The sequence below is a fragment of the bacterium genome, assembly GCA_008933615.1.
In the GTDB taxonomy this organism is placed as follows: domain Bacteria; phylum CLD3; class CLD3; order SB21; family SB21; genus SB21.
This window is the reverse complement of record WBUR01000021.1, coordinates 29,919-55,194: the sequence shown is the minus strand read 5'-3', so window position 1 is coordinate 55,194 and position 25,276 is coordinate 29,919. Positions and strand designations below refer to the sequence as shown.

The following is a 25,276-nucleotide window of genomic DNA, read 5'->3' as shown; positions in this document are numbered from 1 at the left end:
CGTTTTACTCGATTTTGATTTTATGAGAATTTTAGTATACTTTTTATCAAACATTATTGAAAGGCACCCATGAGTTTGATTCGTCTGGAAAACGTGAGGAAGGTCTACCAAACGGGAGAAATTCCTGTTCATGCATTGAAGGAGATAAATGTAGAAATCCTGAAGGGAACGTTTGTGTCGTTTATCGGCCCATCAGGAAGCGGAAAGTCTACCCTGCTGAATCTCATCGGCTGTCTGGATAAGCCTTCGGAAGGAAAAGTGTTTGTGAACGGTGTCGACGTAGGATTGTTCAGCCGCGCCGAAGCGGCGGCGTTTCGCGGAAAAACCATTGGGTTTGTTTTCCAGAATTTCAATCTCATTCCGGTTCTGACGGTATATGAGAACGTCGAGTATCCTCTCCTTATGCTCGACCGGCTTCCTTTAAAGGAGCGCCGTGATCGTGTGCTGCGACTGCTGGAAAAAGTAGGCATGACCGATCAAAAAGACAAATATCCGAACAAAATTTCCGGCGGTCAAAAGCAACGTGTGGCGGTGGCTCGCGCATTAGTAACGAATCCGCAAATTGTACTTGCCGATGAACCCACCGCTAACCTCGATCATACCACCGCGTTTAAAGTTATAAGCATCATGCACGAGATGACGAGCGAATACGGCACCACGTTCATCTTTTCAACTCATGACCCTAAAATTGTCGGAGAAGCAGAAATTCTTTACACTTTGGAAGACGGAAGCATCGTCAACACGGAAAACAGAAAGGCGGGATGAACTATGAAGAATCTGATCATAATTGCGCTCCGAAATTTGTTTCGTAACAAACGACGAACGCTCTTGACTACATCGCTTATTGCGTTTGGAGTGATTCTCGTGGTGGTCTTCGGTGGTTTGGCCATTTCCTTCAAATCACAAATGGTTGGCGTATTGACAAACACAGTGATGGGCGATCTGCAAATACACGTAAAAGGGTATGTGGAATCTATTGATAATCAGCCCCTCAACCTCATTCTCTCAGGAGCGGAGTTGGCGAAGATCGAAAAGATGCTGAAAAACATGCCTGAAATAGCGGCATACAGTCCGCGGATTAAATTCGGCGCGATGATCAGTAACTACGCTCAGACATCCAACATTCGCTTGAGCGCTGTTTATCCGGAAATGGAAAACCGCACTGTGTCAGGGTTCGTAAAACGTATCAAAGGAGACGTACCGGATCCCGACCAATTTCTAAAACCGGGAGAAATCTTGGTTCCGGAAAATCTCATGAAAGGGCTTTCGCTGAAGACGGGAGATGAAATTGTTCTTGTCGCAACGAATAAGGAAAGCTCGGTTAACGCCGTAACGCTGCGTATTGCTGCGGTAACGGAGAGCGTCTTCGGTCCGTCCGGCAAGGATGGCTACATACACATCCAGGACGCACAGACGCTTCTGCGAATGGATCAGCCGGAGGTTGTTGAAATTGCGATTCATTTACATAAGTTCGATAAACTTAGCGCGGTTTCTTTGCAGCTGAAAAAAGAATCCGCCGCGCCGGATGCCTTATTTGAAGTGCACACATGGGAACAACTTTCACCGTTTGCCAGTATTGCACGTATCGTTGACCTTCTGATCTTTGTTGTGAAATTCATTTTGATTACCATTGTTCTGGTTAGCATTCTCAACATTATGACGATGTCAGTGTACGAGAGAATCAGTGAAATCGGGACCATCGCGGCAATCGGAACGCCGCCCCGGCGGATTCTTTCTCTTTTTCTGATCGAAGGATTTGCTATGGGATTGCTTAGCACGATTGCGGGCATAGTTGTCGGACTCGTCATGTTATGGGTGATGAACATAACGAAGATTGATTTCACGTTTGGTCAGATGAATGTGTCTCTCGCGCCGAGTATCCCTACAGGCGAAATTGTTTGGCTTGCGGTTATCGTCATGCTCGTGTCGCTCTTCGCAGGATTCCAACCCGCGTATAAGGCGTCGAAAATGGAACCGGTGGATGCGTTAGGACATGTGTAAGATAAATCACTACTTTTAATATGAAAGAAACGAGAGTTTTATGAAAAAACTAATTATCATGGCGCTTTTCTCATATACTCTTTCAGCGCAAGACGCCAACAGCCTCTTAAAGGATGTTGACGACAATCTCATGCCGGAATCCTATGAGGCTAACCGCAAACTTATCAACGAAGAGCCAAACGGATCGAAGAAAGAGTTCACGTTCTACACGATAAAGAAAGGAAAGGATAAGATTGCGATGCTCTATCTACTCCCTGCGAGTGAAAAAGGAAGGGCAACGCTTCGCTTGGGGGAGAATATGTGGCTTTACGTCCCGAGCGTAAACAAACCCATACGCATTACAAGTTTGCAGTCCGTTGTTGGCGGCGTTTTCAACAATGCGGACCTTATGCAGTTGGAGTATTCTGAGGAGTACGACGCGGCTTATGCGGAAGGAACGGATTATGAGTTCATTCTCGATTTGAAGGCGAAGAACAAAACGGTTGCGTACGACAAACTGAAGATGTGGATTACGAAAGACAAGAAAATACTTCGTAAAGTTGAAGCGTATTCGGCCAGCGGCATGCTTATTAAAACACTCGAGTTCAAAGATGACAAAAATTTTGGAGGCGGATTGACACGGCCTTCCGTAATCGAAACATACAGTCCTCTATACAAAGGGTATCGTTCCTTGATGATTTATCAAACCATCAAAAAACGGCAATTCCCCGATGAAGTGTTCACGCTGAATTACATGGGGCGGTTAGGAGATCTAAAATAATGCGACTTGCTGGAAAATTTATATCTATTTTGGTCTTCGTGTCATGGGGTGTTGCGTTTGGGCAAGTCGAGACGACTGGAGCGCCGGCCGAAACTCAAGATGAAAAAAAACTTGACTGGAGCGGCAACCTCGATGTGAAATACACGCTGTTTCACATGGACCAAAGCTCGGCGCTATACAAACTTCAATTCCTGAAAGAGCGTCCGTCATCATCATTGCTCTCGCAGTACAGGTTAGAGCCTTATCTCAATGCCGACTATCGCACGAAAGATATCGGCTTTCATTTGAAAACACACGCAACCTATTACAACGATGCCGATATGCGATTTGATTTGTTTGAGGCGTACGGCAGCTACAATCCATCCTTCAATACAACATTGCAGGCGGGAAAGCGCACCTACAATTGGGGAAAGGGCTACGCGTTCAATCCCGTCGGATTTGTCAATCCGGTGAAAGACGCTGAAAACCCGGAACTTGCACAAGCAGGACTGCTTTCGGCCAATGTCGAGTACATAAAAAGTTTGTCATCCGAAGCCTTGCAGAGTTTCGCTCTGACGTTTGCTGTGATCCCTTCCTCAGAGATCCCGAATAGCCGATACGGCGAGTTTAAGAAAACGGATCTTGCGTTGAAAACGTATTTTTTGTTATGGGACACAGACATTGACCTGATGACTTATTATAGTAAAAATGAAACGAAAAGATACGGATTGGATTTTGCCCGGAACGTCAGGGAGAACTTTGAAATTCACGGTGAGCTAGGCCTCAACATGGATGCACCGCGGTATACAATTTTTAACGATTCCATTAATATTCGACGTGCCGATAAATTCTCATATCTGTTTGGCGTTCGCTACTTAAACGCCTTCAATATTACCCTTATTGCTGAATATTATCATAACGGTCTTGGATTGAAAAGACACGAGTACAAACAATATATCGATTTTTTACAAAAGAGCGCCGATAATAGTAGTTTCTTAGCAGCGCAGCAGGCGCTTAGTATCAGTCAAACATACTTTAGAACCGGTACACTGATGCTGGATTATCTGTACGTCAAACTAACATATCCCGAGCCTTTTGACTGGCTTTACTTCACCCCGTCTCTATACACGATTTACAATCTGTCTGACAAGAGTTATCTTCTCTCGTTACAAGTGAATTACAAGCCTGTTACGAACGTAGAATTCATTTTTTGGCCAAGCATACTCGTCGGCGGAGGTCAGACGGAGTATGGAGATAAGCAGATGAAGGAGCGTGTCGAATTGTGGATGAGGGTATATTATTAAATTAAGAGATATTATTTTAGTGCATGTAACTTAATGAGATTGGACTTTTGGGCATTGGCAACGATCCAAATAGCGACAAGAAAGCAAATAGATATTTTAGTTCTCAGCCATGATTTCCCGTCTCATCGACTTGTCTGGGATTCAGTTTTCGAAAAACACACTTCATGGGTATTTTTTAACAAAAACTTGCAATTGATGAATTTTTTTCTTGACAAACAGCGTTTTATGTTTTATATTCTGTTTAACCAAATGATTTAACTATATAATTTGACCGTAAGGTTAATTAAAAACATATGATTAATAATGGTTTAGATAGCAAAACAGAGGACAAAATAATAGAAGCGGCGAGGAAAATATTCCATCGACGGGGTTTTGATGGCGCCAGAATGCAGGAAATTGCGGATGAAGCACAGATCAATAAAGCTATGCTTCATTATTATTTTCGAAGTAAAGATCAGCTCTTTGAAGCGGTTTTCAGAGAAGCGGCACTGAAAATATTGCCGCTGGTTGGTTCCATAATTGAGTCCGACTTGACTTTGGAAGAAAAGATAAAAAAACTTATTCATAATTACATTGATCTTATCAAATCCAACCCTTACATCCCCGGATTTGTTCTGCATGAGTTAACTCAGAATCCGGAGCGAATGAAACAATTCATCGCCAACAATGCACTCCTGCGTCCGCAGAAATTTTTCACTCAAATCCAGGAAGGAATTGATACGGGAAAATATATTCCAATTGCTCCATTGCAGCTGATGGTCACGATAGTTTCGTCATGCATTTTCCCTTTTATAGCCAAACCGATGTTACACGCTGTTTTCGGCCTTGATCATGATGGTTTTGACGAATTTATCGAACAACGAAAAGAACAAATGACCCAATTCATATTAAACGGATTATACAAAAAATGAAGATTCTTTTTTTATACTGGTTTTTCCTCTCGCCCCCGACAGACACCCTGAGGCTGGAGGAGTGTTATCAAAAGGCAATGGAACAATTTCCTCTGAGCAAGCAGATCAAACTGTACGACAACATGCTCGAACTGCGTCTGAAAAACCTCAATGCGAAATATCTTCCTGAGCCGACATTGAATGCGCAAACATCCTATCAGTCGGACGTAACCGTACTTCCAATTTCGCTGCCAACAGTCTCAATCCCTCAGCAGCATAAAGACGGGTACCAGGCTTCGCTTGTGGCCAATCAACTTATCTACGATTTCGGAGTCATTTCAAAACAAAAAGAAGTCGAAAAGGCTCAGACAGTTGTTGATAAAAAGTCCGTTGAGGTGGAACTCTACAAGCTCAAAACTCAGGTCAATGAGGCCTATTTTTCCGTATTGCTCTTGCAGGAAAAAGAACGTTCACTCAGGTTAACCGATGAGGATGTGCGCACCAAACTTACGAGTATCCGATCAAAAGTAAAAAACGGGACCATACTCCCGAGCAATGCAGACATTCTCGAAGCGGAACTGCTGAAGATCACTCAAACCGTAGCAGAGACCAAAGCGAACAAAATGGCCTCGATCGATATTTTGTCGCAATTACTCAATACCCCGCTGGACGAATCGCTGAATCTTGCGATCCCCCATGATGTTACTGCCGGCGGTTCCGGTACATCACTAAAACGTCCCGAATACGCGGCGTTCGATCTGTCACGAAAAAAGATCGGCCACTCGATCGATCTTACCGGCCGGCGCAATTTGCCGAAGGTCTCGGCATTCCTCCAGCTATCCTATGCGCGTCCGGGTATCAATGCGTTTGACAATACATTTCAGAAATACTATATCGCCGGCCTCCGCGCAACCTGGACTTTCTGGAACTGGAACACCGATAACCGTGACAGGGAGATCCTGAAACAACAACAATCAATAATCATCACTCAGGAAGAGGTTTTTACAAAAAACATTAGCATTGCCGCTCATAAAAACCTGTCGGAAATCGACAAACTGCAGGAGCTTATAAAGCTGGACCAGGATATCATCGCGCTGAGAAAAAAAGTTACGCAACAGTTGTCAAGCCAGCTTGATAACGGCGTGGTCACATCGTCGGAATATCTGACCGAACTTAATGCCGAACATCAGGCATCATTGACTTTAGAATCACACAAGATACAACTCATCAAAGCTCAAAGAGATTACCTCATTACCATAGGAGAATAAAGGTGAAAAAATTATTCTTAGCGCTCACATTGTTAACCGTCATAAGTTGTTCTGGAAATAACGATAAATCGGACGCGTACGGTAACTTCGAAGCCACAGAAATCATTATTTCCGCTGAGGCCGGCGGAAAGTTGCTTCGTTTTGAAGCAGAAGAAGGGTTGACGCTCAATGCTAATGCCGTTGTGGGTTATATCGACACGACCCAGCTTGCTCTGAAACGCGAACAGCTTTTGGCATCACAACAAAGCATCCGCTCAAAGTCAGCAAATATTCTCGCTCAGATCGACGTCGTGCAGGAACAAAAGAATGTTGCGCTGATCGAAAAACAGCGATTGGAAAAACTGTTCGAAGAGAACGCGGCAACGCAGAAACAGCTCGACGATATTAACGGACAATTGAACGTGCTGGATAAACAAATGGCTTCTATCGAAACACAAAACGCAGCGGTTTTGTCGGATATACGTTCGTTGGATTCTCAAATTCGCCAGATCAATGACCAGATTCAGAAAAGCATCATTATCAATCCTGTCAAAGGAACGATTTTAACGAAATTTGCTGAACCTTTTGAGGTCATCGGTTTCGGGAAACCGCTATACAAGATCGCGGATCTTTCCACGATGTTTCTCCGCGTGTACGTTAGCGGCGACCAGTTGCCCAAGGTTAAGATCGGCGAGAAGGTGGAAGTTCTGATCGACCAAAACAAAACGGAAAACATAAAACTCGAGGGCGAGATCAGCTGGATTTCCTCTAAGGCGGAATTTACGCCCAAGATCATTCAAACCAAACAGGAGCGTGTAAATATGGTGTATGCCGTGAAGGTGCGTGTGACCAATGACGGATCGCTCAAGATCGGCATGCCCGGAGAAATTAAATTTAAACAACCTTATTAAATAAAGGAGGCAGTTATGAAAACATTACTCACATTAGTGATTGTACTCAGCTTCGTTTCTCTCGGAAGCTGTAAACACAAACACAGCGAAGATGAAAGTTCGCACAAGATCGAACCCGTACAACTAGACCAAGGGAAAAAATGGAAGGCGGATCAGCAGACAAATGAGGGCGTCGCCAAGCTACAACGTCTTGTTACCGTATTCAAAACGGAAACTCCGCGTCCGGGCATCGAAGACTATAAACGTCTTAATTCACAACTTCAGACTGAATTGGACTTAGTTTTCAAAAAATGTACGATGACCGGAAACGCCCATCAACAATTACACAATTTTTTGGCGTCGGTTATCAAAGAACTCAACACACTCAAAGAGGATGACTTGAAAGCCTCCGAACATGCGGTTCTTGTCATGGAAAAGAACTTATTCTCCTATAGCAATTTTTTTGAATAAGGATGTAAACAAAAATGAATCATGTACTTTTTTTTAGAATCTTGGCGGCTTTTGCTTTATTCTTCGGTATCGCAACGATCAAAGAAGGCGGCGCCGTATTGTTTTTTAACGGGGAGGCTAGGTTGGCTGCAGGACAATATGTTCCTTTTGTTCTGTGGTTCAATTTCTGTGCGGGCTTTCTCTACATATTGTCTGGTATCGGGCTTTGGTTTATCAGATCCTGGGGCGTAAAGCTCGCATTTTTCATTTTCATTTCAACCGGAGTGATTTTCATCGCGTTCGGTATTCATGTGTGGTCTGGAGGATTATTTGAAAACCGGACAGTCATGGCTATGACGATAAGGACAGTCGTGTGGGCATTGATCAGCTTTGCCGGATATTATTTATATCAACGGAAACAAACAGATTTGGTGAAATAATGCCTGCGGTTGTCGTTAAAAATCTGACTAAAAAGTATGGCGATATTGTTGCTGTAAACACTTTAAATTTCTCCGTTGAAAAAGGCGAGCTTTTCGGTTTCATCGGGCCGGACGGTGCAGGAAAAACGTCTTTGTTTCGAATGCTTACAACTCTTCTTTTGCCTGATGATGGAGAAGCGTCCGTCAACGGTTTGGATGTTGTAAAGGATTACAGAAAACTGCGCACTCAGATAGGATACATGCCGGGGCGTTTTTCTTTGTATCAGGACTTGAGTGTCGAAGAAAACCTTAAGTTTTTTGCTTCCGTTTTTGGAACAACCGTCGAAGAAAATTATGACCTGATCAAAGATATTTATGTTCAGATCGAGCCTTTTAAAACCCGGCGCGCTGGGAAATTATCCGGCGGCATGAAACAAAAGCTTGCTCTTTCGTGCGCATTAATTCATAAACCTGAAATTCTTTTTCTGGACGAACCCACAACCGGCGTCGATGCGGTTTCACGAAAAGAATTTTGGGAAATGTTGAAACGTCTTCAGCAAAAGGAGATTACGATCGTGGTTTCAACTCCTTATATGGACGAGGCCGGTTTGTGCGACCGGATCGCGTTGATCCAGAACGGGAACATTCTTGGAATTGATACCCCGAAAAGCATAGTAAAGACTTTTGACCGGCCGCTTCTGGCGGTTAAAGCTCAGAGTACACACGAGCTGATCGTTGCGCTTAGAAAATTCCCTCACACCCATTCGGTTTATCCATTCGGCGAATTTCTGCATTATACCGACCGGAGAAATAGATTTTCGAACGATGAGATCGGTAATTATTTGTCGGAACAAAACATAAAGCAGGTCGAAATGAAATTGATCGAGCCCAACATCGAAGATTGTTTTATGTCTTTAATGGAGTCTCATAACAATGGTTGATACTGCTTATGCCATTCGGGCGGAAAAATTGACCAAACGCTTCGGCGATTTTATTGCGGTCAATGAGATTACTTTTGATGTCAAACAAGGCGAGATCTACGGGTTTCTCGGCGCTAATGGCGCCGGAAAAACCACGGCAATTCGTATGCTCATCGGGCTTCTTTCGCCTACATCGGGAATGGCAACCGTTGCAGGATTTGACGTGTTCAAAGAAACAGAAAATATCAAAAGAAATATCGGCTATATGAGCCAGCGGTTTTCTTTATACGAAGATCTGACAGTTAAAGAAAATATACGCTTTTATGGCGGTGTGTACGGCCTCAGTGATCTGCAGATCCGCGATAAAACAGATTCTTTGTTGAAAAGACTTGAATTGGAACATGCACGTAATATGCTGATCAGCGAACTCCCCCTCGGATGGAAACAAAAACTGGCCTTTTCCATTGCGGTGATCCATGATCCAAAAATAGTATTTCTTGACGAGCCTACGGGCGGCGTGGATCCGATCACGCGACGCCAGTTTTGGAACCTGATCTATGAGGCGTCTTCCGACGGCGTAACGGTTTTTGTCACGACGCATTATATGGACGAATCGGAATATTGCAACCGCGTTTCCATTATGGTGGATGGGCGTATCGCGGCGCTGGATACGCCGCGGGGGCTTAAAGAAAGCTTCCGGGCTTCTTCGATGGATGATGTTTTTCTCAAGCTCGCGCGTCCTCAAAGAGCAGGTGCGATATGAAAAGTTTCAGAGGATTTGTCATAAAAGAGTTTTATCATATTTTCCGAGATAAACGTACCATGCTAATTCTTTTCGGCATGCCAGTGATCCAACTTATTTTGTTCGGTTTTGCCATTCGCAATGAAATCAATGACGCGAATATCTCCATCGTCGATCATTCCAATGACTATGTCACATTAGAAATAAAGCAAAAATTACTCTCTTCAGGATATTTCTTGCTTAAGGACGACATCAATAAAGATTCGGATATGGAAGCGGTATTTCGTAAGGGAATTGTAAAAGAAGTGATCGTATTTGAACCGGAATTTGCGCAGCGGCTCCTGAGAGACGGCCAGGCGCATATTCAAATCATCGCTGACGCCAATGATCCGAATATGGCAAACCTGTTAATCGGCTATACTTCATCGATAATTCAAGAATATCAATTGAGCCTGAAAAATCAAGGTGAGTTAGTTCCACAAATCGTTCCAGAGGTAAAGATGCTTTATAATCCTGAACTCAAAAGCGTTTTTATGTTTGTCCCGGGATTGGTTGCTGTGATTTTGATGTTGGTTTCCGCTTTGATGACTTCCATAACAATCACACGGGAAAAAGAATTGGGAACTATGGAGATACTCTTGGTTTCACCGCTTAAACCATATGAGATTATTGTCGGAAAAGTTCTTCCATATTTGTTTTTGTCATTTGTTAATACGGCCACGATTATTATTCTTGCTCGTTTTGTGTTTGATGTCCCGTTTAAAGGCAGCTATATTTTGTTTTTTATAGAAGCCCTGCTTTTTGTTGTTACTGCTTTGTCGCTTGGAATTATGATATCAACTATAAGTAAAACCCAGCAAACAGCTATGATGATCGCATTAGCTGGTTTGATGCTCCCTGTAATTATTTTGTCGGGATTCATCTTTCCGGTTTCCTCGATGCCTTGGCCACTGCAGATTTTTAGTAACATCGTTCCCGCTAAATGGTTCCTGATTATTGTGAAAGGAATTATGCTAAGAGGAATCGGTCTGGAGTATCTGTGGAAGGAAACGTTAATATTAGGCGGAATGACATTGTTTTTTATGGCTGTCAGCCTAAAAAAATTTAAAATAAGATTACAATAAAAGACTTATGCGCATCATTTGGTTTCTCATTCAAAAAGAGTTTTTACAAATATTCCGAAACAAAGGCATGCTCCCGATTATATTCGGAATGCCCGTTATCCAGTTGTTGATCCTGACTAACGCCGCAACATTTGATATCAAAAATGTACGATTTCACTTGATTGATCGTGATCAAAGTACGATCTCTCGCAAAATGACAGAAAAATTTACATCTTCAAAATATTTTATATTAGTTGATCGGTCTTTTTCAGATGAACTTGGTGAAAATGACCTTAAAAGTAATAATGCGCAGATGATTCTGCAAATTCCTAAAGACTTTGAAAAAAATATTCATAAGCTCGGCGTTTCAAAAGTTCAGTTCGTTATCAATGCGGAAGACGGTAATTCAGCCGGGCTGATACAGTCGTATGCATCCAATATCGTGAGCACTTTTTCTCAGGAGCTTCAGTTTAAACCTCAGGTTGCCAATATTCCGAACGTGATCAAAATAGAGTATTCATATTGGTATAATACGGAGCTAAATTACAAAACGTACATGATACCGGGGATCCTGGTTTCTCTCGTATCTATGATCGGGCTTTTTTTGTCTGGAATGAATATTGTGCGAGAGAAGGAAATTGGGACGATAGAACAATTAAATGTGACACCCATAAAAAAATATGAATTTATAATAGGCAAATTGCTTCCTTTCTGGTTGTTGGGATTGTTTATTCTTGCTTTTGGATTAGCTGTTGCAAAATTGATTTTTCATATTCCAATTGTAGGCAGTCTTTGGCTTGTTTTCGGGACGGCAGCCATTTATTTGTTGGTCGTACTTGGAATGGGTTTATTTATTTCTACTATCACAGATACTCAACAGCAAGCGATGTTCATTGCTTGGTTTATTATAGTCATCTTTATATTGTTGGGCGGACTTTTCACATCCATCGAAAGTATGCCGCAGTGGGCGCAAAATATGACTCTTTTGAATCCAGTCGCACATTATATAAAGATCATGCGCGACATTCTGCTTAAAGGCTCCGGTTTTTACGATATCCGTTTTCATGTTATTGTATTATCTGTGTTTTCAATTATCATGCTCACTCTTTCGGTATTACGGTATCGAAAAGTGAGCGACTAAAAGGAGGGTTGTGGATAAGAAAATTTCTGCAATGACTGAGCTCGGAAATTACCAAGAGGGTTCGATTGTAAGTAAAACGATAATTAACAAAAAAACGGCAACGATTACTTTTTTTGCTTTTGATGAAGGTCAAACTTTGAGTGAACATACCGCGCCTTTTGATGCGATGGTTCAGGTTTTTGACGGCGAGGTGGAAATATATATCTCAGGCACACCGTTTCATCTAAAGTCGGGCGACATGATCATTATGCCGGCAAATGAGCCGCATGCGGTCAAAGCGCTTACTAAGTTCAAAATGATACTCACTATGATCAAATAGTGAATTTAAACTTTTTGTTTTTTTTTTGAAATTTTTTGTTATATTCGCGTTATGACTTTTTCTTAAGACCAACTTATTTTACGGAGAAAAAATGAAAAATTTACTGATGTTATTTCTAATTTTCGTTATCGGCTGTAATTCCAACCCAAAAAAAGACGACAAGACTCAACCTGGTGAGGGCGCCTCAAATAAAACGGAAGATGTGCACAGTGGTGGGATGTCTTCTATGCAAAACACCCAAGGCAGTGAGGTTACATTCAAAGCCCCGGACGGTTGGCTAGCGGAGGCCCCAAATAATCCGATGCGTAAAGCTCAATACCGTTTGCCGGGAACAGCGGGCGACGCTGAAATGGCAGCCTTTTTCTTTCCGGGAGCAGGCGGAAGTGTTGATGCTAATCTCGACCGTTGGTATGGACAATTTAAGCAGCCGGACGGCAGACAAACAAAAGATAAGGTTGTTTCACAAATTAAAGAAGTGAACGGATTAAAAGTGACCGTTGTTTATGTGACCGGAACCTACTTAAAATCCCGTGATGGAAGCATGATGGGTGGGCCTGTGGATGAAATGGCAAATTACGCTCTGCGCGCCGCCATTGTTGAAACGCCTAACGGTCCTTGGTTCTACAAAGCTGTCGGACCCCAGAAAACGATTGACGGCTGGAGCAAAGGATTTGATGAAATGGTAAATTCATTTAATATCGTCAAATAACTTACGATATTTATTCTGTTTTTGTCATAGAAATGTTCTTAAAAAGAAGAGGGTTTATTGCCCTCTTCTTTTTTTTACGGCCAATTCATAAAGCGCCATATATTTTTTTGCAGAAACCCGCCATGAATAATCTCGATTCATGCCGTTTTCCTGAATTTTCCTCCATGTCTTTTTTTCTCTGAATGTCTCCACAGCGCGCAGAACCGTCGTATGAAGCGCAAATCCTGTTGCATCATTAAAAGAAAAACCGTCGCCCGTTTCGTCCCCTCGTGCTTTGAATTCATGCCAATCCTGTACTGTATCTGCTAATCCTCCTGTTTTTCGAACGATAGGAACCGTACCATATTTTAAACTGTAGATCTGATTTAATCCGCAAGGTTCATACCTCGACGGCATCAGAAACATGTCCGCGCCGGCTTCGATCAAATGAGCCAGTTCATTATTGAATCCGATATATGCCCATACTTTATCAGGAATTGAATGGCTCAATATCGTAAACATTTCTTCATACCTGTCTTCTCCGCTTCCCAATATTACCCATTGTGCGTCCAAAAACATGAGTTCATTGATTGCCTCAGCAACGAGATCAAATCCCTTTTGTGCAACTAACCGAGATACAATTCCAATAATCGGCTTATTCTTGTCAAAAGGTAAATGGGTTTGCTTTATTAAATATTCTTTGTTCCTCAGCTTATTTGACAAGTCCGCTGTTGAATAGTGGTAAGGAATAAACGGATCGCCTTCTGGATTCCACTGATCATAATCTGCGCCATTCAGTACGCCAAAAAGGTCATCCCTGCGCGGCAACAACTCTTTCTCCATTCCAAATCCATATTCGCCGGTCAGTATCTCATGTGAATACGTTTCACTCACCGTGCTAATGATTTCAGAATAGACGATGCCTGTTTTCAAAAAACTAAACGTATTGTAAAACTCCAGCGGTCCTCCGGGATAATATAGACTTCCTTTTAATTCGGCTTTATGAATTGTTTGATTTGGAAATCGTCCCTGATAGGCGATGTTATGAATAGACATGAGTGTGGCGGTTTCGTCAAACATCCTGTCCCAACTGTAATTGTCCTTGATAAAAAGCGGGATCAGGCCGGCTTGCCAGTCATTACAATGAATGACGTCCGGCGCCCATTTCAATCGTTGCATGGTCTCAATAACCGCTTTGCAAAATAAGATGAACCGTTCGTCCTCATCGGGATCCATTGTGTAAATATGTCTGCGATAAAAATAGTGCGGACAATCAATAAAATAAATATCAACTTCAGAGCCATTAATTTTGGATTTTTGAACATGAACAGATCGTGTATGACCATTTACACGAATCGGCATTTCGCCTATGGCAGGTTCGTATGTTAGTTTATGCTTGTTTTCATCGATGAGAGAATACTTGGGCATGAAGACTTTGACGTCATTACCTAATTTTTCCAAAGTCTTCGGTAGAGCCTCTATCACATCGGCAAGTCCGCCCGTCTTAGCGTAGGGAGCAACTTCTGTAGCCGCTACAGCTATTTTCATGATTTGTTCCCTATTGAGAATTCAAAAGTTATTCGCATTATAGATAATGACCTATCATTCTCTGCCATGATGGCCAATCGTGATTAACGTGGCCGTCCCAGAAATAATAGTTATGCCGTATTCCTTTGTCGGTCAACAATTTATGAAAATATTCATTCCGATCTCTACAAACATCCCAGTCGCTTGTTACTAATGACAATTCCGTCGAGTGATTATAGCGATCTATATAGTACGGGTCGCGCATGTTTTGCATGTAATGCGCCGGATTATTGTAATAGCAAAGATCGTCATAATATCCGTTTAGAAAACCCTCGATTGTAAATGAACCGCTTAGACTAATTGCTTTGTCTACGAGCTCCGGATGCCGTAATGTGAAGTTGATGGCATGAAAACCGCCAAAACTGCAGCCAAATAAGACAAGGTATTCCGTTCCCGTTTTTTGGCGAACATAGGGGAAAAACTCTTGAATGAGGTATTCTTCATAAGAAACGTGGCGTTTCACCTTTTCATGAGGATGAATTTGGTTGTTGTACCAGCTTTCATTATTAATAGAGTTCACACAAAAAACCTGTATAAGACCTTGTTCAATTTTCCACACAATCGGGTCAATCATATTCCTGTCAGAGAATTCATAATGATTACCCAGGGTTGTAGGAAACACAATTATCGGCGCACCTGCGTGTCCAAAATGCTGAAAGTCCATTTGTCGGTTTAATCTTTCGCTGTACCATCCATATGTATAGTGGTGCATCTTTTTCTCCTGAGCAAAGCGTGGACTAAATTTTGTTCTAATTAATTATATGGCCTTCAAATGAGCGATAATAGGGAAGCCGGTCTGAGTTTTATAGGTTTATTCAGCGGAAATGGATTCTAACTCTGCGCGAACTGAGCCGATAATTATTTTACTTTTCATGAGAACAGGAATACGCCTCACGTCATCGGTAAGCCAGATATTCAGATCAGATTTGTTGCTAAACGGGCCAATGGGTGTTTGAACTAGAATACAGTCAAATTCCCCTGCGTCTACGGAAATCCGCTCTTTCCTTATGACTTTGACAGTAACGTTATTGTATCGTCCATTATCAAAGACAGATAATTGAATGTCTTGTCCTTCAACCATTGGCTGGGTTCTCACAAAATAGAAAGACGAAATTATATCCTGTAAGTATTGAGGAATTTTTATTTCTCTATTCCCGGAATCGGCATCAGAAATCAATGCAACTTGCGATTCGTGATGAAAATTGACGGTAAAATTCCTTTCATATCCCCCTTCGTACGTTTTTTTAATGTATCTTAACGGATAGATTCCATTTACATCAACATAGGATTCCAGACGATCTCGAACTTTATAGAGCGTTGAAAAAAAAGTATTAGAATTTGTAACTGCGGAGATGTGGTAACACGGGGAATTATTGATACTGACAATCTTCTCTACATTCAGAATCGCCGTACCGGCATTAATGAATTCCCAGCCTATTGAAAAAGTCAGTTTTTCTCCAACTTTGAATGCGTTATTTTCAATTTTTCGCTGGTTTTGGCCAATTAGCTGTGAAATTGAACAAGAGAGAAAAAAAATAGCGGATAACGCTATTTTTTTGAAAGAAATCATAGACTTAAATTATTTTTTTGAAATATTTTCTGTTGCGCTGCCGCTACAATCATTGGAAACGCAGAATCAATCGCGTTTTTTATTTCAGTAAATGTTTTTATATAGAATTCCATCGAAAAACCTATCGGGTCCGGAATCGAATCGGCGATCGTTATGCTTCTTTCTTTTCCGTATGTTTTAAGTAATGTAGATTTATGCCTTGCCGTAGGAAAGTTCTCAAGTATGAAGTTCAGATGATCTATTGAAAGCGCAAAGATTAAATCAGACTGTTCGATTTGAACCCGGTTGATCGGCTTAGACCTAATTTGTGATATATCAATAAGATTTTGCAACGCTACTTTAACTGAGTTTTCAGACGGCTTATTTCCTTCGTATGCGTAGATGCCGGAGGAGTGTACGAAAATCTTGTCTTTTAATTCAACAGGTGCCTCTTCGCTGATTTTTTTCTTTAATAAACCCTCGGCGATAGGACTCCGGCACATATTGCCGGTGCAAACAAATAGAATTGAATATATATCGTTAAAACTGTAATCTCCCATATAGCTTTCTATAATATTAAATGGTCTTGTTAGATTTTCCTGAGGAGAGTTGTTAAATTTTTTCTTTTTTTCAATCGGTTTTGTTTGATGTGATTTTGAGCTCTTATTCTTTGTTATTGTTACTTTCTTTGCTGCCCTTTTCTTGGATTTTGTACGTGTTTTCTTGGATGACCGAACAGGTTTTTTTGTTGGTTTTTTCTTTGTTTTAGTCGGTTTTTGTGTCTTTTTTAGTTTTTTTGATGTTTTTTTTGGTTTTTTTGTTGTTTTTTTGACAAGTTTCTTTTGTTTTTTTAATTTTTTGTTTTTCATAATCGATGCCTGCTATTTTCTAAGTTAGATGTGTGCGGATTCAAATGATTTGTATTTATTTTGTTCCTGGATATGTGGATTGTTTATATCATGGCGAACGTTCTCTTTTTCAAAAACCTCGACTTCGAGACCTTCGGAGCAATTGCTGCAAATTGGAATATCCTTCCTTTTAGTAAAGATTTGTTGGCGAAACTTTGCATATTTTTCACTTTTCCATATTTTCTTTAATCCGCCATTGGAAAAGACGTTGCCTAGCCCGTATTCAGCGTTCTTATCAAAACAGCAAGGAGATACGGTTCCGTCCCAATTTATAACGGGGCACAGAAGAACCCACCTACAAAAATTTATCTCTTTTAGTTTTGTCTTGATTTTTCCATGAGCATCTAATTCATACCGTCTATATTTTTCTTTAGTTGGCAAAAATTCTGCAGCTTGTTCTTCTGTGTAAACTTGCGCCGTCTTAATTGATATAACTTGTGCGCCGCACTCATAAGCCAGGCTACGAATTCGATCTGTCTCATGTTCATTATGCTTCATAACGATGAATTGGAGTTCTATCTCCGGCGTTTTGCTGTTTAGTCTTTTTTTTGCTTCGGAAACCGCTTTCATGCCGTTCCGGACTTTTTCGAAGTTGCCGTTAACACGGTATTTTTCATATGTTTGTTGTGATGCCCCATCCATCGCGACGATAAGCACATCTAGACCTGAGTTGACAATTTTATCAGCGTTTTCAATCAGAAAATGACCGTTGGTGCTGGTCATTGTTTTGATTCCTTTATCCTTTGCAATACGTATCATTTCAGTAAAATTGCGATTCACAAAAGGTTCACCTTGACTCCATAGCGTCAGATGAACGAGATAGTCGCCAACTTCATCCATTAGCCTTATAAAATTATTAAGCTCCATGACGCCGTCTTTGCGCGTCATCTGATCGCTTCCTGTAATACAGAGCGGACATCTCAAATTACATATGTTGGTTGGTTCCAGCATTAACATAAACGGATATCCAAGAACAAAATTTTTTTTAGTTAATTTACATATGAAGTAGGAAAGAACTACAAGAAAAATATTCGGGAGTTTAGTAAAAGTTTTTGGCCGCTGTAATATTTGAAAGGCTTCTTTAATTAGATAATTCATGGCTGGAATATATTAAAACAATTGGTCTATAAAATCAAGTTTATACTCATATCATATATATATAATTGTTAATTTATTTAATTAGTAATAATAGTAGTGTTACAAAGTTGATATGTTAATAAACAAAATGATGCATTGTTTTTATTTGATTTAGATTTAGTGTTTTGTTGATTCGATCTAGCTAAAATGTTAATATTGATTATTTTTGTTGTTCTGCAGTCTCGCTCTGCTTTTTACCCGAAGTCTATTAACGCTAACTAAGAAGTTACCAACAATTTAATTGAGTGTCAGTTATGTACCAATGGTAATATTTATAACAATACCGGCAAGGATTCTCGTGATTTTTCCCGTTCGTAAAGTTTTTGAACTTTCGTATCTGAAAAAACTGCCTCCGGTTATCCATTTTGTAAATGAATAATCAACACGCGGCTCAACCGACCAAGTTATACTATCATCAATTTTTGTTTTATCCGAAGTTTGATCGGTTTTTTTGCTTTCATTGTATGCGATTCGTTTTGTATACGAGGCAACAGCCCCAACTCTTATTTCATTATCAAGTTGCTTTTTTTTGAGGAACCAGATTGGCACTTTAAACCCTCCGCGTTTTGTGTAACTTATGTTTGTTGTTATAGATTTCGTGTTTGAAGTTTGAATAGAAGACTTGTTTTCACCCGTAGTATTAGTGTTGGTGAATACTATGTTTTGCGTAATATTCCCTTTCCATATAATATCGTAGTTAATTTGAGGAAATGTTTGTTGATTAGATACACTTTCGAGCTGTATACTTCTTCCATTCAGCTTAGTAGAATCAATACCGGTAAAATTATTTCCAGTAAAACTTATCCAGTTTTCAGTTTCTTTAGAATTAAAGGTAAACCCGAAACCCATATTATTGGTGATTCCAGCCATAAGATTGAATATCGGCCAACGCCCGATATTATTTGCACGGATTGTAATATCGTAGAACATCGGTATCGGAGAAAATTTCAACCAAGGGAATAGTGCTGACCTGGAAACGGTTCGCCGCAAAATGTTTGGAGGGCTAAGAGTTCTATTTTCCGCATAATCGTAACGAAGGTCCACCGTAAAATAGACAAAATTAAATCCGTAGTTAAACCCATAATTGATGCTTTTACCGGCGCTGTAATTGAAAAGATTTTTGCTCGTGTCGAGTTTTGATTTATTGAATTGTTTGATCGTATCAAGATCAAAACTGAAAATATTATCAACAAAACCCGAATTTTGAGTTGTAGTATAGCCAAACCATTGCAGGGAAGGATTTATTTTTTTATCAGTGTTGTTTATTTGAAAATTATTATCAAAACCAATTGTAAATCGAACGTCATTAATCATCTTCAAGGCTCTTTCGGTAGCAGACCCAACTTTTCTAGACACATCTAGAATTGAGGTTTTGCTGTTGTCTTTGGTTGTATCGGCCCCGTCTCTTCCGGTTTGCACGCCCGTACCTTGGTTAAGATTTTTAAATTTATCCCTTCGGCTTTTTTTGGAGTCGTCGGGCTTGGCCTGATCTTTACGACCTTGTTGACTGAACGGCTCTTTCACAGATGAAATAAAAGATCTAATACTGAAGCCCATGTCAACTTGAACTCGTCTGCTTATGGAAGAAGACTCATTGTAGATTGAAATGGGTGGTTTTTGCCTTCTTCCAGTGTTTGAAAATGTATAATTGAGCGTGTGTGTCAAAAAGGGAAATGTTAACGGATTATAATTGACGTTGAACGTATTCGTAGTTGCAAAATCGCGATTGTATATTAAAGAGTCGAGGGTCTTGCCTCCTTTTATGGTATCAATGGACCGATCAAAAACAAAATCGTTAAAACCGTCGAAGGGATTTAGTCCGTTTGCAACGCCTTTTAGAATTTGACCGGCGGACAATCCGCGTAAGTCGGTTTGATATTTCACTCCGATAGACGAATTAAGAGTCTGCCATGGGCTAAGAGATAAACCATATCCTCGTGTGGAGGATAGCGTTGCAATAGTCGGTTTGTTTATAGGGTTGCCCAATTGATCCCGCTCAATGGCTTCGCTTTTCGTGGATGTAATCGAAAAATCTGTAGTAGCCCCAGTAAAAAGCATGTAGTTGAATTCTGTATCCTTAATGTTCTTGAAGACTGTGCCCAACATTGGCATGCTGCTTAACGGTATCCAACTCAATGGTTTAAAAGGTTTTCTCTTGAAGCCAAGATTATAAGAGGTTGCACTGGTCCATGATATGTTGCTGTTTGAAATGAACTGTGGGTTTTTCTGTTCTGACGTATTGTAATTAAAACTGGACGTAATATTGTCAATAGTGTAGCGAAGTAGCCAAAAATTTTTCTCATTTTTCGCTTTGGAAAAATTTAAGCTAAATCCTTTAGTGACACTTGATGTTCGCAACGTTGATTCAAAATTTTCTGCTAAAGTTAAAATATTATTTTGACGAACACTGTCTCTGACAAACGGATTTATCAGTGCCGTATCAGAAGTAACAGATCTTAAACTATCAGATCTTCTCCTTATTTCATCAGACTCTAATCGAAGTAAGATTAAATCTTTATCGTTTTGGTCTTTTGCAGATTCAACTAATATATCATTTCCTGGCAAGTATTTTGGATCGGACCGGCTATTGCTTATGTTGAAGGTAAAGGGTAAATTAATTCCCCAATTTTCCAAATAAAATTTATGCAGAGCAACGCTTGTATTAATATTCCAATTACGCGTGTCGCCGGAATTTGCATTAAACCGCTGGTCCACGGTTCTGAATTCGGACGTTTGATATTGTACAAACCCATTAAAAGATGCAAAATCTGCAAGATTAAATGATAAATTAGCTTTAACTGCCTGACCGGGTTTATCATTTGCATCGGTAAGACGTAATTCGTCAAACCAGATATCGCCGGTGTACGTATATACCGTTTCGTTATTAATCGCGCCTAAATATAACTGTGTAATACCGGCAATCGTCGGGCTTCCTTTAATTCGTAGGGTTTTACCGTCCGTTAATATAAATGTTCGTATGTCAGTCAAAGCATCGGGTACATTCGTTTTATCAAACTTAAGCGCTGTTATTTCATCAAAACTTATTTCCACAAAATTTCTCTCAGCCCAGCCTGCAAAGAGCGGATATTCAATCTCATAATAATTTGTTGAATTATTGCCAAACCTAAAAAAGAAATTGATCGGACTATTGTTTGTGTTTTCATTTTCATCCGGAAGAAGCACATTGCCTTTAGGTATGATATCGCCATGAACGAACATCTTGATTCTGCCGTAATTTCTAAGATCAGACGATGAAATATTTTTTACAATTAGCGCGGTAGATCCCGCGGGAAGCTCGTTAAGCTTCAAAGACAGCGACTGCTCTTTTACTTCCCTTTTGCGCCCGTCGCTGGATCCTTGTATATATTCTCGTCGAACACCGGGTGGTTTTTGATATTCACCGCCTTCTTCTGTGCTGATGGAGGAAATTTCGACAATCTTCTTAATATCATTACTATCAATTTGTTTCCCGTTAGGGTCAACAATGACCCCGCTGGGGTTTTCTTTTGTAAATGTCCACTCACTGGTCACAAATTGAAGTTCTGCGATCTGTAAGGCGATGACATCGTCTGAATTGTCTTCTGGATTAATCCATATGCGTGCGTTGGTAATATCAGGCAGAACAACGGCGTTAATGGCACTATCCGGACTTAATATCGGTATCCTATACAAGAGCCAATCATCCTTTCCTCTTCCGATAACAAAAGACGTATCTTTGCTATTTCTATTCGTTGAAAATGAATATCGAAAATAGGAATTGGTCTGTTGGTCTATAACGCCATTGCCGTTGAGGTCTTCGGTATCACCTATTCGTGTTGTTCCATCCTCGATGTTTTTTTCAAGGCCGTTAACTTTTATTCCGGAGATATCGTTATTAGTAATGGCATTTTCTATTTCTTCTATGTTTTGAGGTTGTGCTTGTTCCCTATTCCAGTTATCACCGAAAGGGTCGTCCGCGCTTTTGTTTATTATGCCCCAAGGATATCTAATTTGAAGTGAGTCAATGGTCGACTGTTGAGTTGGTGTTAAGTTCGTGGATCCCGGCGTAATTCCCAGCGATAGCAATGTATCGGCTTCCTGTTGATCGTTAAGGCCGTCCAATCCCACATCCTGCTCTTCAGTTACACCTACCTGCAGAGCTGATTTCACTTCGCGATCCGGTTCCCCGCGATTGCCGTTTTGATCTTCAGAAATCGCTCCCAGATCAATATTGATGAGAGATGTTCCTTTAATGTTTTTCACCCATAGTTCTATAAATCGTGATTCAGATAGTTCTTTTGCGGCCGATGAAGAAAATCCCCTTATAATTCCACCCCATGAATTAATGGGATCATCGGATTTAGGTTTCAAAGCTAATCCGAGAGTTAGCACGTTATCGGTTGGGTTGGTCCTAATAAGCGAAATTTTTTCGCGCGCCTCTTGTTTTATAAACCAGACAATTTGCCCACGATCAGACGCCCGTCTCTCAAGCGGCGTGCTTGCTAATGACCAGGCTTTTCTGGTGGTGCCGAGAGGAAATGTTCTTTTAACAGCCTCAAAGTCATCAAGATAGGCTACGCCGTTTTCATCGTTTTTCATTAATCCGTTACTTGTGTTCGGAGTGGGAAATATTTTGGCGTATTCACCGCGAATATTTATTTTTGAAGGCTGGTTGCTTGAAACAAGGGGAATGTAGTTGACCAGCTTAGTCAGAAATTTAGCGTTAAATTCAAGGTTCGTGTTAACATCCCATACAAAATTGCTAAATGGTTCTTCGCCCAGTTGAACTCGCTTGTTGATAGTGGATTGGCTTTGAAAAAGCGCCGTAGTTCCAATGAACGAATTCGCCCCCATTCCATAATCGGCTAAGCTATACTCTGCACGAGCGCCGAAAATAGTCCTTTTGTTAATCTGGAATAGCTGGGCTTGTTCGTATTTTATTTCAATATCTGCGGACGGGAGTAAAGCGCGAGGGTCAAGCAATTCAATATTTCCTGAAAAATAGTCAATCGCATATCCTATATCTTTTTCCAGTTTTTCACCGCTTAATAGAACCTCTTCACTGCCTTCAAGAATATTTATTCCTAATGATATGGTTGAACTTTTTTTACTTGAGGACAGATATATATTAAAGGTATTTATATTCTGCAGCTGAGTAATATTAGTTGGCGTGCGATCAAGGTCGTAAATGGAATTTGTTTTCCATATTCTCAAAGTATCCGGATAAACCTCTTCGGAAAAGCCATCCAGCTGTTGAGTGCTGGGGTCAAATGGCCTTAATTTAGGAAAAATCAAATACCCGTTTGAGAAATCAAGGCCGTATCCGTACAGCGCTTCATCCACGATATCGTCAGGCTCTGAGTTTTGACCCTGCTCATCCACGTGCAGCATTTTGAGCAGGCCTACATCGTTGCCGTTTTTATCTTTTACAATCGTTTGATCCGTTCCGGTTCCATTAGCCCTATAGCTTATTTTTAGTGTTTTTGCATCTTCTGCGCTCAGTCCGGTTATCCCAAAGTCGTAAATATTTTTTAATTCAAGAGTCCATGATGAATCTGCCGGTTTAGGCTTGTTGCTCCATAACATTTTTAACTTAAGATAACTCGGCGTAAAGAGACCTACGGTTTTTGTGGCCGTTTGGTACGTTACCGCAAGAAGATCGCCGTCCGCAATGGGAGAGTGTAATTTAAGAATCCCAAGCCTAGTATCTAAGTCGTACTGCTCCTCACCAATTTCAAGAAAGTTGCCGTCTATCGTTTGGCCATTATCGAGCGTGTCGATTTCATCATTGGTTAGATTTGCCAAATTAGGATCAGTAAGGATTGACATCCTATTAATTGCAATTCCCGGTATGTTACCCGGAATTGACTGATTGTTGGGAGAGTAACGAAAAACACGGATATTCGAAATATCATTTTCGGGATTAGCAACATGAATTCTGCCGCTGTAATTTTCATAATTGTCTCTGTAATAGGATTCAAGGAAGAAAAATTTAGCTTTGGCGTAATCATACACTTTTTTGTTAATTTCCGATTTCAATGCGCCGCCCGATAATGACAATTTCGTTTTTTCACCATTTTGAATACTTGCGATAGTAGTTATGTTCAGATTGGCAAGTTTGAACAACGCTTTGATGCCAAAGAGGCCTTTATTTTGTCCGCCGGTTGTAACAAACTCTGTTCCTGGAAGGGACAAATCAATATTACCCGCTTCTAATTTTTGGAGAACTTCATCGTCAAAACCGGTATAAGTTATTTTGATGTTGTTTTCAAAATCAAATTCACGCTCGCTGTCCTGGTCAAACAAGATTTCGACCTTTTTACCGATGGTTCCGCGTAAATTAAATCGTTGGCGTTGTTCGAATTTTGGGGTAAAAGTGGAGTTTTTACCTGTGTTTGAATTTTGATTTGATGATTTTTCAGAGGCACCGGACACGCTCAAGTTGATATTTCCGGTAGCGTCAACAGCAACTTCGTCGCCTCCAAATATTTTAGTAAAAGTTTCGTTTGTTGTAACTGAAGCGGTAAATAAACGAACCGCACCTGAGGTTCTCTCGTCCTTTCCCGACAAATTTGCTAATACAGACTTGGAGAAAGTGTTTCGAATCTGATTGTTAAAGTTTGATTCAATGTAAGTCTGTTTACCAATGATAGTTGGTTTTCTTAACGCTTGTTTCGAAGTGCCGTAGCTATCTGAAAAGACGTAAAATCGCCCCGTTGAATCCAATTTCACTTTAACAATATAGTTTGGCAACAGCGTATGGGTTTGTGAATAATCGATGAGCGGGCCTTTAAGCAGTAAAAAATTTTCATTTGGGTTGGTTGAAATCGATGGCAAATATTTAAACGGATATAACATGAAATCACTTTGGATGACGGTGTCAGGAGGCATATACTGAGTGGCGGCCTTTACTGCTTCATTTGCCACATTTTGAATAGCGCCGTTGATTCCAAAAGATCCGGAGAAGTTCATTGCGATCTTCTGAAAGAGGTCATCAATATATCTAATTTTTTCCAGAGAATCGGAAATAGAGTGAGATGGGAGCCGGGAAGAGTCGAGACTGGATTTAGCTTTTGAATCTTGGTTGTCGGTCTGGCCGCGCAGAACAGCGGGCGCGACGAGGCAGAATAAAACTACAAGAGTTAATGTTAATTTCTTTGGTAAGTTATTCTTTATAAAGAAAACGATCTCAGAAATAAATCCCACACCATCACCTTACTGTAATATGTAAGCGGTAAGAATCGCGATTGTCCAAAATACATT

Annotated in this window: 21 protein-coding genes; 15 read left to right on the top strand and 6 right to left on the bottom strand. The window is 40.7% G+C overall.

The genetic code is table 11. From position 1 onward, the window contains the following. The first annotated feature begins 69 nt into the window (after nucleotides 1-69). From F9K33_09330 to F9K33_09260, 15 genes are all read left to right on the top strand, one after another. Complete coding sequence (locus tag F9K33_09330; GenBank protein KAB2879454.1) at nucleotides 70-765, top strand: ABC transporter ATP-binding protein; 696 nt, start codon at nucleotides 70-72, stop codon at nucleotides 763-765. 3 nt (nucleotides 766-768) lie between these two features. Continuing rightward, entirely contained in the window at nucleotides 769-2,001 is a 1,233-nt protein-coding gene (locus F9K33_09325; GenBank protein ID KAB2879453.1) for an ABC transporter permease, read from the top strand. A gap of 40 nt (nucleotides 2,002-2,041) precedes the next feature. Then, nucleotides 2,042-2,761 carry an outer membrane lipoprotein-sorting protein gene (locus F9K33_09320; protein ID KAB2879452.1) on the top strand — a complete coding sequence of 240 codons (720 nt, stop codon included), beginning with the start codon at nucleotides 2,042-2,044 and terminating at the stop codon, nucleotides 2,759-2,761. Beyond that, nucleotides 2,761-4,044, top strand: coding sequence for a hypothetical protein (locus F9K33_09315; protein ID KAB2879451.1), 1,284 nt, complete (start codon nucleotides 2,761-2,763; stop codon nucleotides 4,042-4,044). Before F9K33_09320 ends, F9K33_09315 begins: the two co-directional genes overlap by 1 nt. 293 nt (nucleotides 4,045-4,337) lie before the next feature. Next, nucleotides 4,338-4,955 carry a TetR/AcrR family transcriptional regulator gene (locus F9K33_09310; GenBank protein ID KAB2879450.1) on the top strand — a complete coding sequence of 206 codons (618 nt, stop codon included), beginning with the start codon at nucleotides 4,338-4,340 and terminating at the stop codon, nucleotides 4,953-4,955. Next, on the top strand, nucleotides 4,952-6,202 hold the full coding sequence (locus tag F9K33_09305) for a TolC family protein (GenBank protein ID KAB2879449.1): 1,251 nt from the start codon (nucleotides 4,952-4,954) through the stop codon (nucleotides 6,200-6,202). The genes F9K33_09310 and F9K33_09305 overlap by 4 nt, the downstream gene beginning before the upstream one ends. A gap of 2 nt (nucleotides 6,203-6,204) precedes the next feature. Further along, nucleotides 6,205-7,092 carry an HlyD family efflux transporter periplasmic adaptor subunit gene (locus tag F9K33_09300; GenBank protein ID KAB2879448.1) on the top strand — a complete coding sequence of 296 codons (888 nt, stop codon included), beginning with the start codon at nucleotides 6,205-6,207 and terminating at the stop codon, nucleotides 7,090-7,092. Nucleotides 7,093-7,107: 15 nt separating this feature from the next. After that, a complete protein-coding gene (locus F9K33_09295) occupies nucleotides 7,108-7,542 on the top strand; it encodes a hypothetical protein (protein ID KAB2879447.1) in 435 nt (144 codons plus the stop codon). Nucleotides 7,543-7,556: 14 nt separating this feature from the next. Further along, the gene (locus F9K33_09290; protein KAB2879446.1) at nucleotides 7,557-7,961 is read left to right on the top strand and encodes a hypothetical protein; all 405 of its coding nucleotides are present in this window, start codon (nucleotides 7,557-7,559) and stop codon (nucleotides 7,959-7,961) included. Then, nucleotides 7,961-8,881: an ABC transporter ATP-binding protein gene (locus tag F9K33_09285; GenBank protein KAB2879445.1), complete on the top strand. Its 921-nt coding sequence runs from the start codon at nucleotides 7,961-7,963 to the stop codon at nucleotides 8,879-8,881. Before F9K33_09290 ends, F9K33_09285 begins: the two co-directional genes overlap by 1 nt. Beyond that, entirely contained in the window at nucleotides 8,874-9,623 is a 750-nt protein-coding gene (locus tag F9K33_09280; protein KAB2879444.1) for an ABC transporter ATP-binding protein, read from the top strand. Before F9K33_09285 ends, F9K33_09280 begins: the two co-directional genes overlap by 8 nt. Continuing rightward, the gene (locus F9K33_09275; protein ID KAB2879443.1) at nucleotides 9,620-10,726 is read left to right on the top strand and encodes an ABC transporter permease; all 1,107 of its coding nucleotides are present in this window, start codon (nucleotides 9,620-9,622) and stop codon (nucleotides 10,724-10,726) included. Before F9K33_09280 ends, F9K33_09275 begins: the two co-directional genes overlap by 4 nt. A gap of 7 nt (nucleotides 10,727-10,733) precedes the next feature. Further along, nucleotides 10,734-11,846 (top strand): ABC transporter permease, encoded by a 1,113-nt coding sequence (locus F9K33_09270; GenBank protein ID KAB2879442.1) that lies wholly within the window; start codon nucleotides 10,734-10,736, stop codon nucleotides 11,844-11,846. Nucleotides 11,847-11,877: 31 nt separating this feature from the next. Continuing rightward, on the top strand, nucleotides 11,878-12,165 hold the full coding sequence (locus F9K33_09265) for a cupin domain-containing protein (GenBank protein ID KAB2879467.1): 288 nt from the start codon (nucleotides 11,878-11,880) through the stop codon (nucleotides 12,163-12,165). 91 nt (nucleotides 12,166-12,256) lie between these two features. Further along, on the top strand, nucleotides 12,257-12,874 hold the full coding sequence (locus tag F9K33_09260; protein KAB2879441.1) for a hypothetical protein: 618 nt from the start codon (nucleotides 12,257-12,259) through the stop codon (nucleotides 12,872-12,874). A gap of 54 nt (nucleotides 12,875-12,928) precedes the next feature. On the opposite strand, the gene F9K33_09255 is transcribed toward F9K33_09260, so the two are convergent. The 6 genes from F9K33_09255 to sprA all read right to left on the bottom strand — a co-directional run bounded on the left by F9K33_09255 (nucleotide 12,929) and on the right by sprA (nucleotide 25,219). Beyond that, nucleotides 12,929-14,401, bottom strand: coding sequence for a glycogen synthase (locus tag F9K33_09255; GenBank protein ID KAB2879440.1), 1,473 nt, complete (start codon nucleotides 14,399-14,401; stop codon nucleotides 12,929-12,931). 37 nt (nucleotides 14,402-14,438) lie between these two features. Then, the gene (locus F9K33_09250; GenBank protein KAB2879439.1) at nucleotides 14,439-15,152 is read right to left on the bottom strand and encodes an esterase family protein; all 714 of its coding nucleotides are present in this window, start codon (nucleotides 15,150-15,152) and stop codon (nucleotides 14,439-14,441) included. Nucleotides 15,153-15,251: 99 nt separating this feature from the next. Further along, nucleotides 15,252-16,010 carry a DUF3108 domain-containing protein gene (locus F9K33_09245; GenBank protein KAB2879438.1) on the bottom strand — a complete coding sequence of 253 codons (759 nt, stop codon included), beginning with the start codon at nucleotides 16,008-16,010 and terminating at the stop codon, nucleotides 15,252-15,254. Next, entirely contained in the window at nucleotides 16,007-16,858 is an 852-nt protein-coding gene (locus tag F9K33_09240) for a hypothetical protein (protein ID KAB2879437.1), read from the bottom strand. The genes F9K33_09245 and F9K33_09240 overlap by 4 nt, the downstream gene beginning before the upstream one ends. A gap of 24 nt (nucleotides 16,859-16,882) precedes the next feature. After that, entirely contained in the window at nucleotides 16,883-17,995 is a 1,113-nt protein-coding gene (locus F9K33_09235; protein KAB2879436.1) for a radical SAM protein, read from the bottom strand. A gap of 291 nt (nucleotides 17,996-18,286) precedes the next feature. Then, nucleotides 18,287-25,219: a cell surface protein SprA gene (gene sprA, locus F9K33_09230; protein KAB2879435.1), complete on the bottom strand. Its 6,933-nt coding sequence runs from the start codon at nucleotides 25,217-25,219 to the stop codon at nucleotides 18,287-18,289. Nucleotides 25,220-25,276: the final 57 nt, after the last annotated feature.

Bases quoted from the DNA above. Each gene is read 5' to 3' on its own strand.
- F9K33_09330 (KAB2879454.1), top strand. From the start codon at position 70: ATGAGTTTGATTCGTCTGGAAAACGTGAGGAAGGTCTACCAAACGGGA.
- F9K33_09325 (KAB2879453.1), top strand. From the start codon at position 769: ATGAAGAATCTGATCATAATTGCGCTCCGAAATTTGTTTCGTAACAAA.
- F9K33_09320 (KAB2879452.1), top strand. From the start codon at position 2,042: ATGAAAAAACTAATTATCATGGCGCTTTTCTCATATACTCTTTCAGCG.
- F9K33_09315 (KAB2879451.1), top strand. From the start codon at position 2,761: ATGCGACTTGCTGGAAAATTTATATCTATTTTGGTCTTCGTGTCATGG.
- F9K33_09310 (KAB2879450.1), top strand. From the start codon at position 4,338: ATGATTAATAATGGTTTAGATAGCAAAACAGAGGACAAAATAATAGAA.
- F9K33_09305 (KAB2879449.1), top strand. From the start codon at position 4,952: ATGAAGATTCTTTTTTTATACTGGTTTTTCCTCTCGCCCCCGACAGAC.
- F9K33_09295 (KAB2879447.1), top strand. From the start codon at position 7,108: ATGAAAACATTACTCACATTAGTGATTGTACTCAGCTTCGTTTCTCTC.
- F9K33_09290 (KAB2879446.1), top strand. From the start codon at position 7,557: ATGAATCATGTACTTTTTTTTAGAATCTTGGCGGCTTTTGCTTTATTC.
- F9K33_09285 (KAB2879445.1), top strand. From the start codon at position 7,961: ATGCCTGCGGTTGTCGTTAAAAATCTGACTAAAAAGTATGGCGATATT.
- F9K33_09280 (KAB2879444.1), top strand. From the start codon at position 8,874: ATGGTTGATACTGCTTATGCCATTCGGGCGGAAAAATTGACCAAACGC.
- F9K33_09275 (KAB2879443.1), top strand. From the start codon at position 9,620: ATGAAAAGTTTCAGAGGATTTGTCATAAAAGAGTTTTATCATATTTTC.
- F9K33_09270 (KAB2879442.1), top strand. From the start codon at position 10,734: ATGCGCATCATTTGGTTTCTCATTCAAAAAGAGTTTTTACAAATATTC.
- F9K33_09265 (KAB2879467.1), top strand. From the start codon at position 11,878: ATGACTGAGCTCGGAAATTACCAAGAGGGTTCGATTGTAAGTAAAACG.
- F9K33_09260 (KAB2879441.1), top strand. From the start codon at position 12,257: ATGAAAAATTTACTGATGTTATTTCTAATTTTCGTTATCGGCTGTAAT.
- F9K33_09255 (KAB2879440.1), bottom strand. From the start codon at position 14,401: ATGAAAATAGCTGTAGCGGCTACAGAAGTTGCTCCCTACGCTAAGACG.
- F9K33_09250 (KAB2879439.1), bottom strand. From the start codon at position 15,152: ATGCACCACTATACATATGGATGGTACAGCGAAAGATTAAACCGACAA.
- F9K33_09245 (KAB2879438.1), bottom strand. From the start codon at position 16,010: ATGATTTCTTTCAAAAAAATAGCGTTATCCGCTATTTTTTTTCTCTCT.
- F9K33_09240 (KAB2879437.1), bottom strand. From the start codon at position 16,858: ATGAAAAACAAAAAATTAAAAAAACAAAAGAAACTTGTCAAAAAAACA.
- F9K33_09235 (KAB2879436.1), bottom strand. From the start codon at position 17,995: ATGAATTATCTAATTAAAGAAGCCTTTCAAATATTACAGCGGCCAAAA.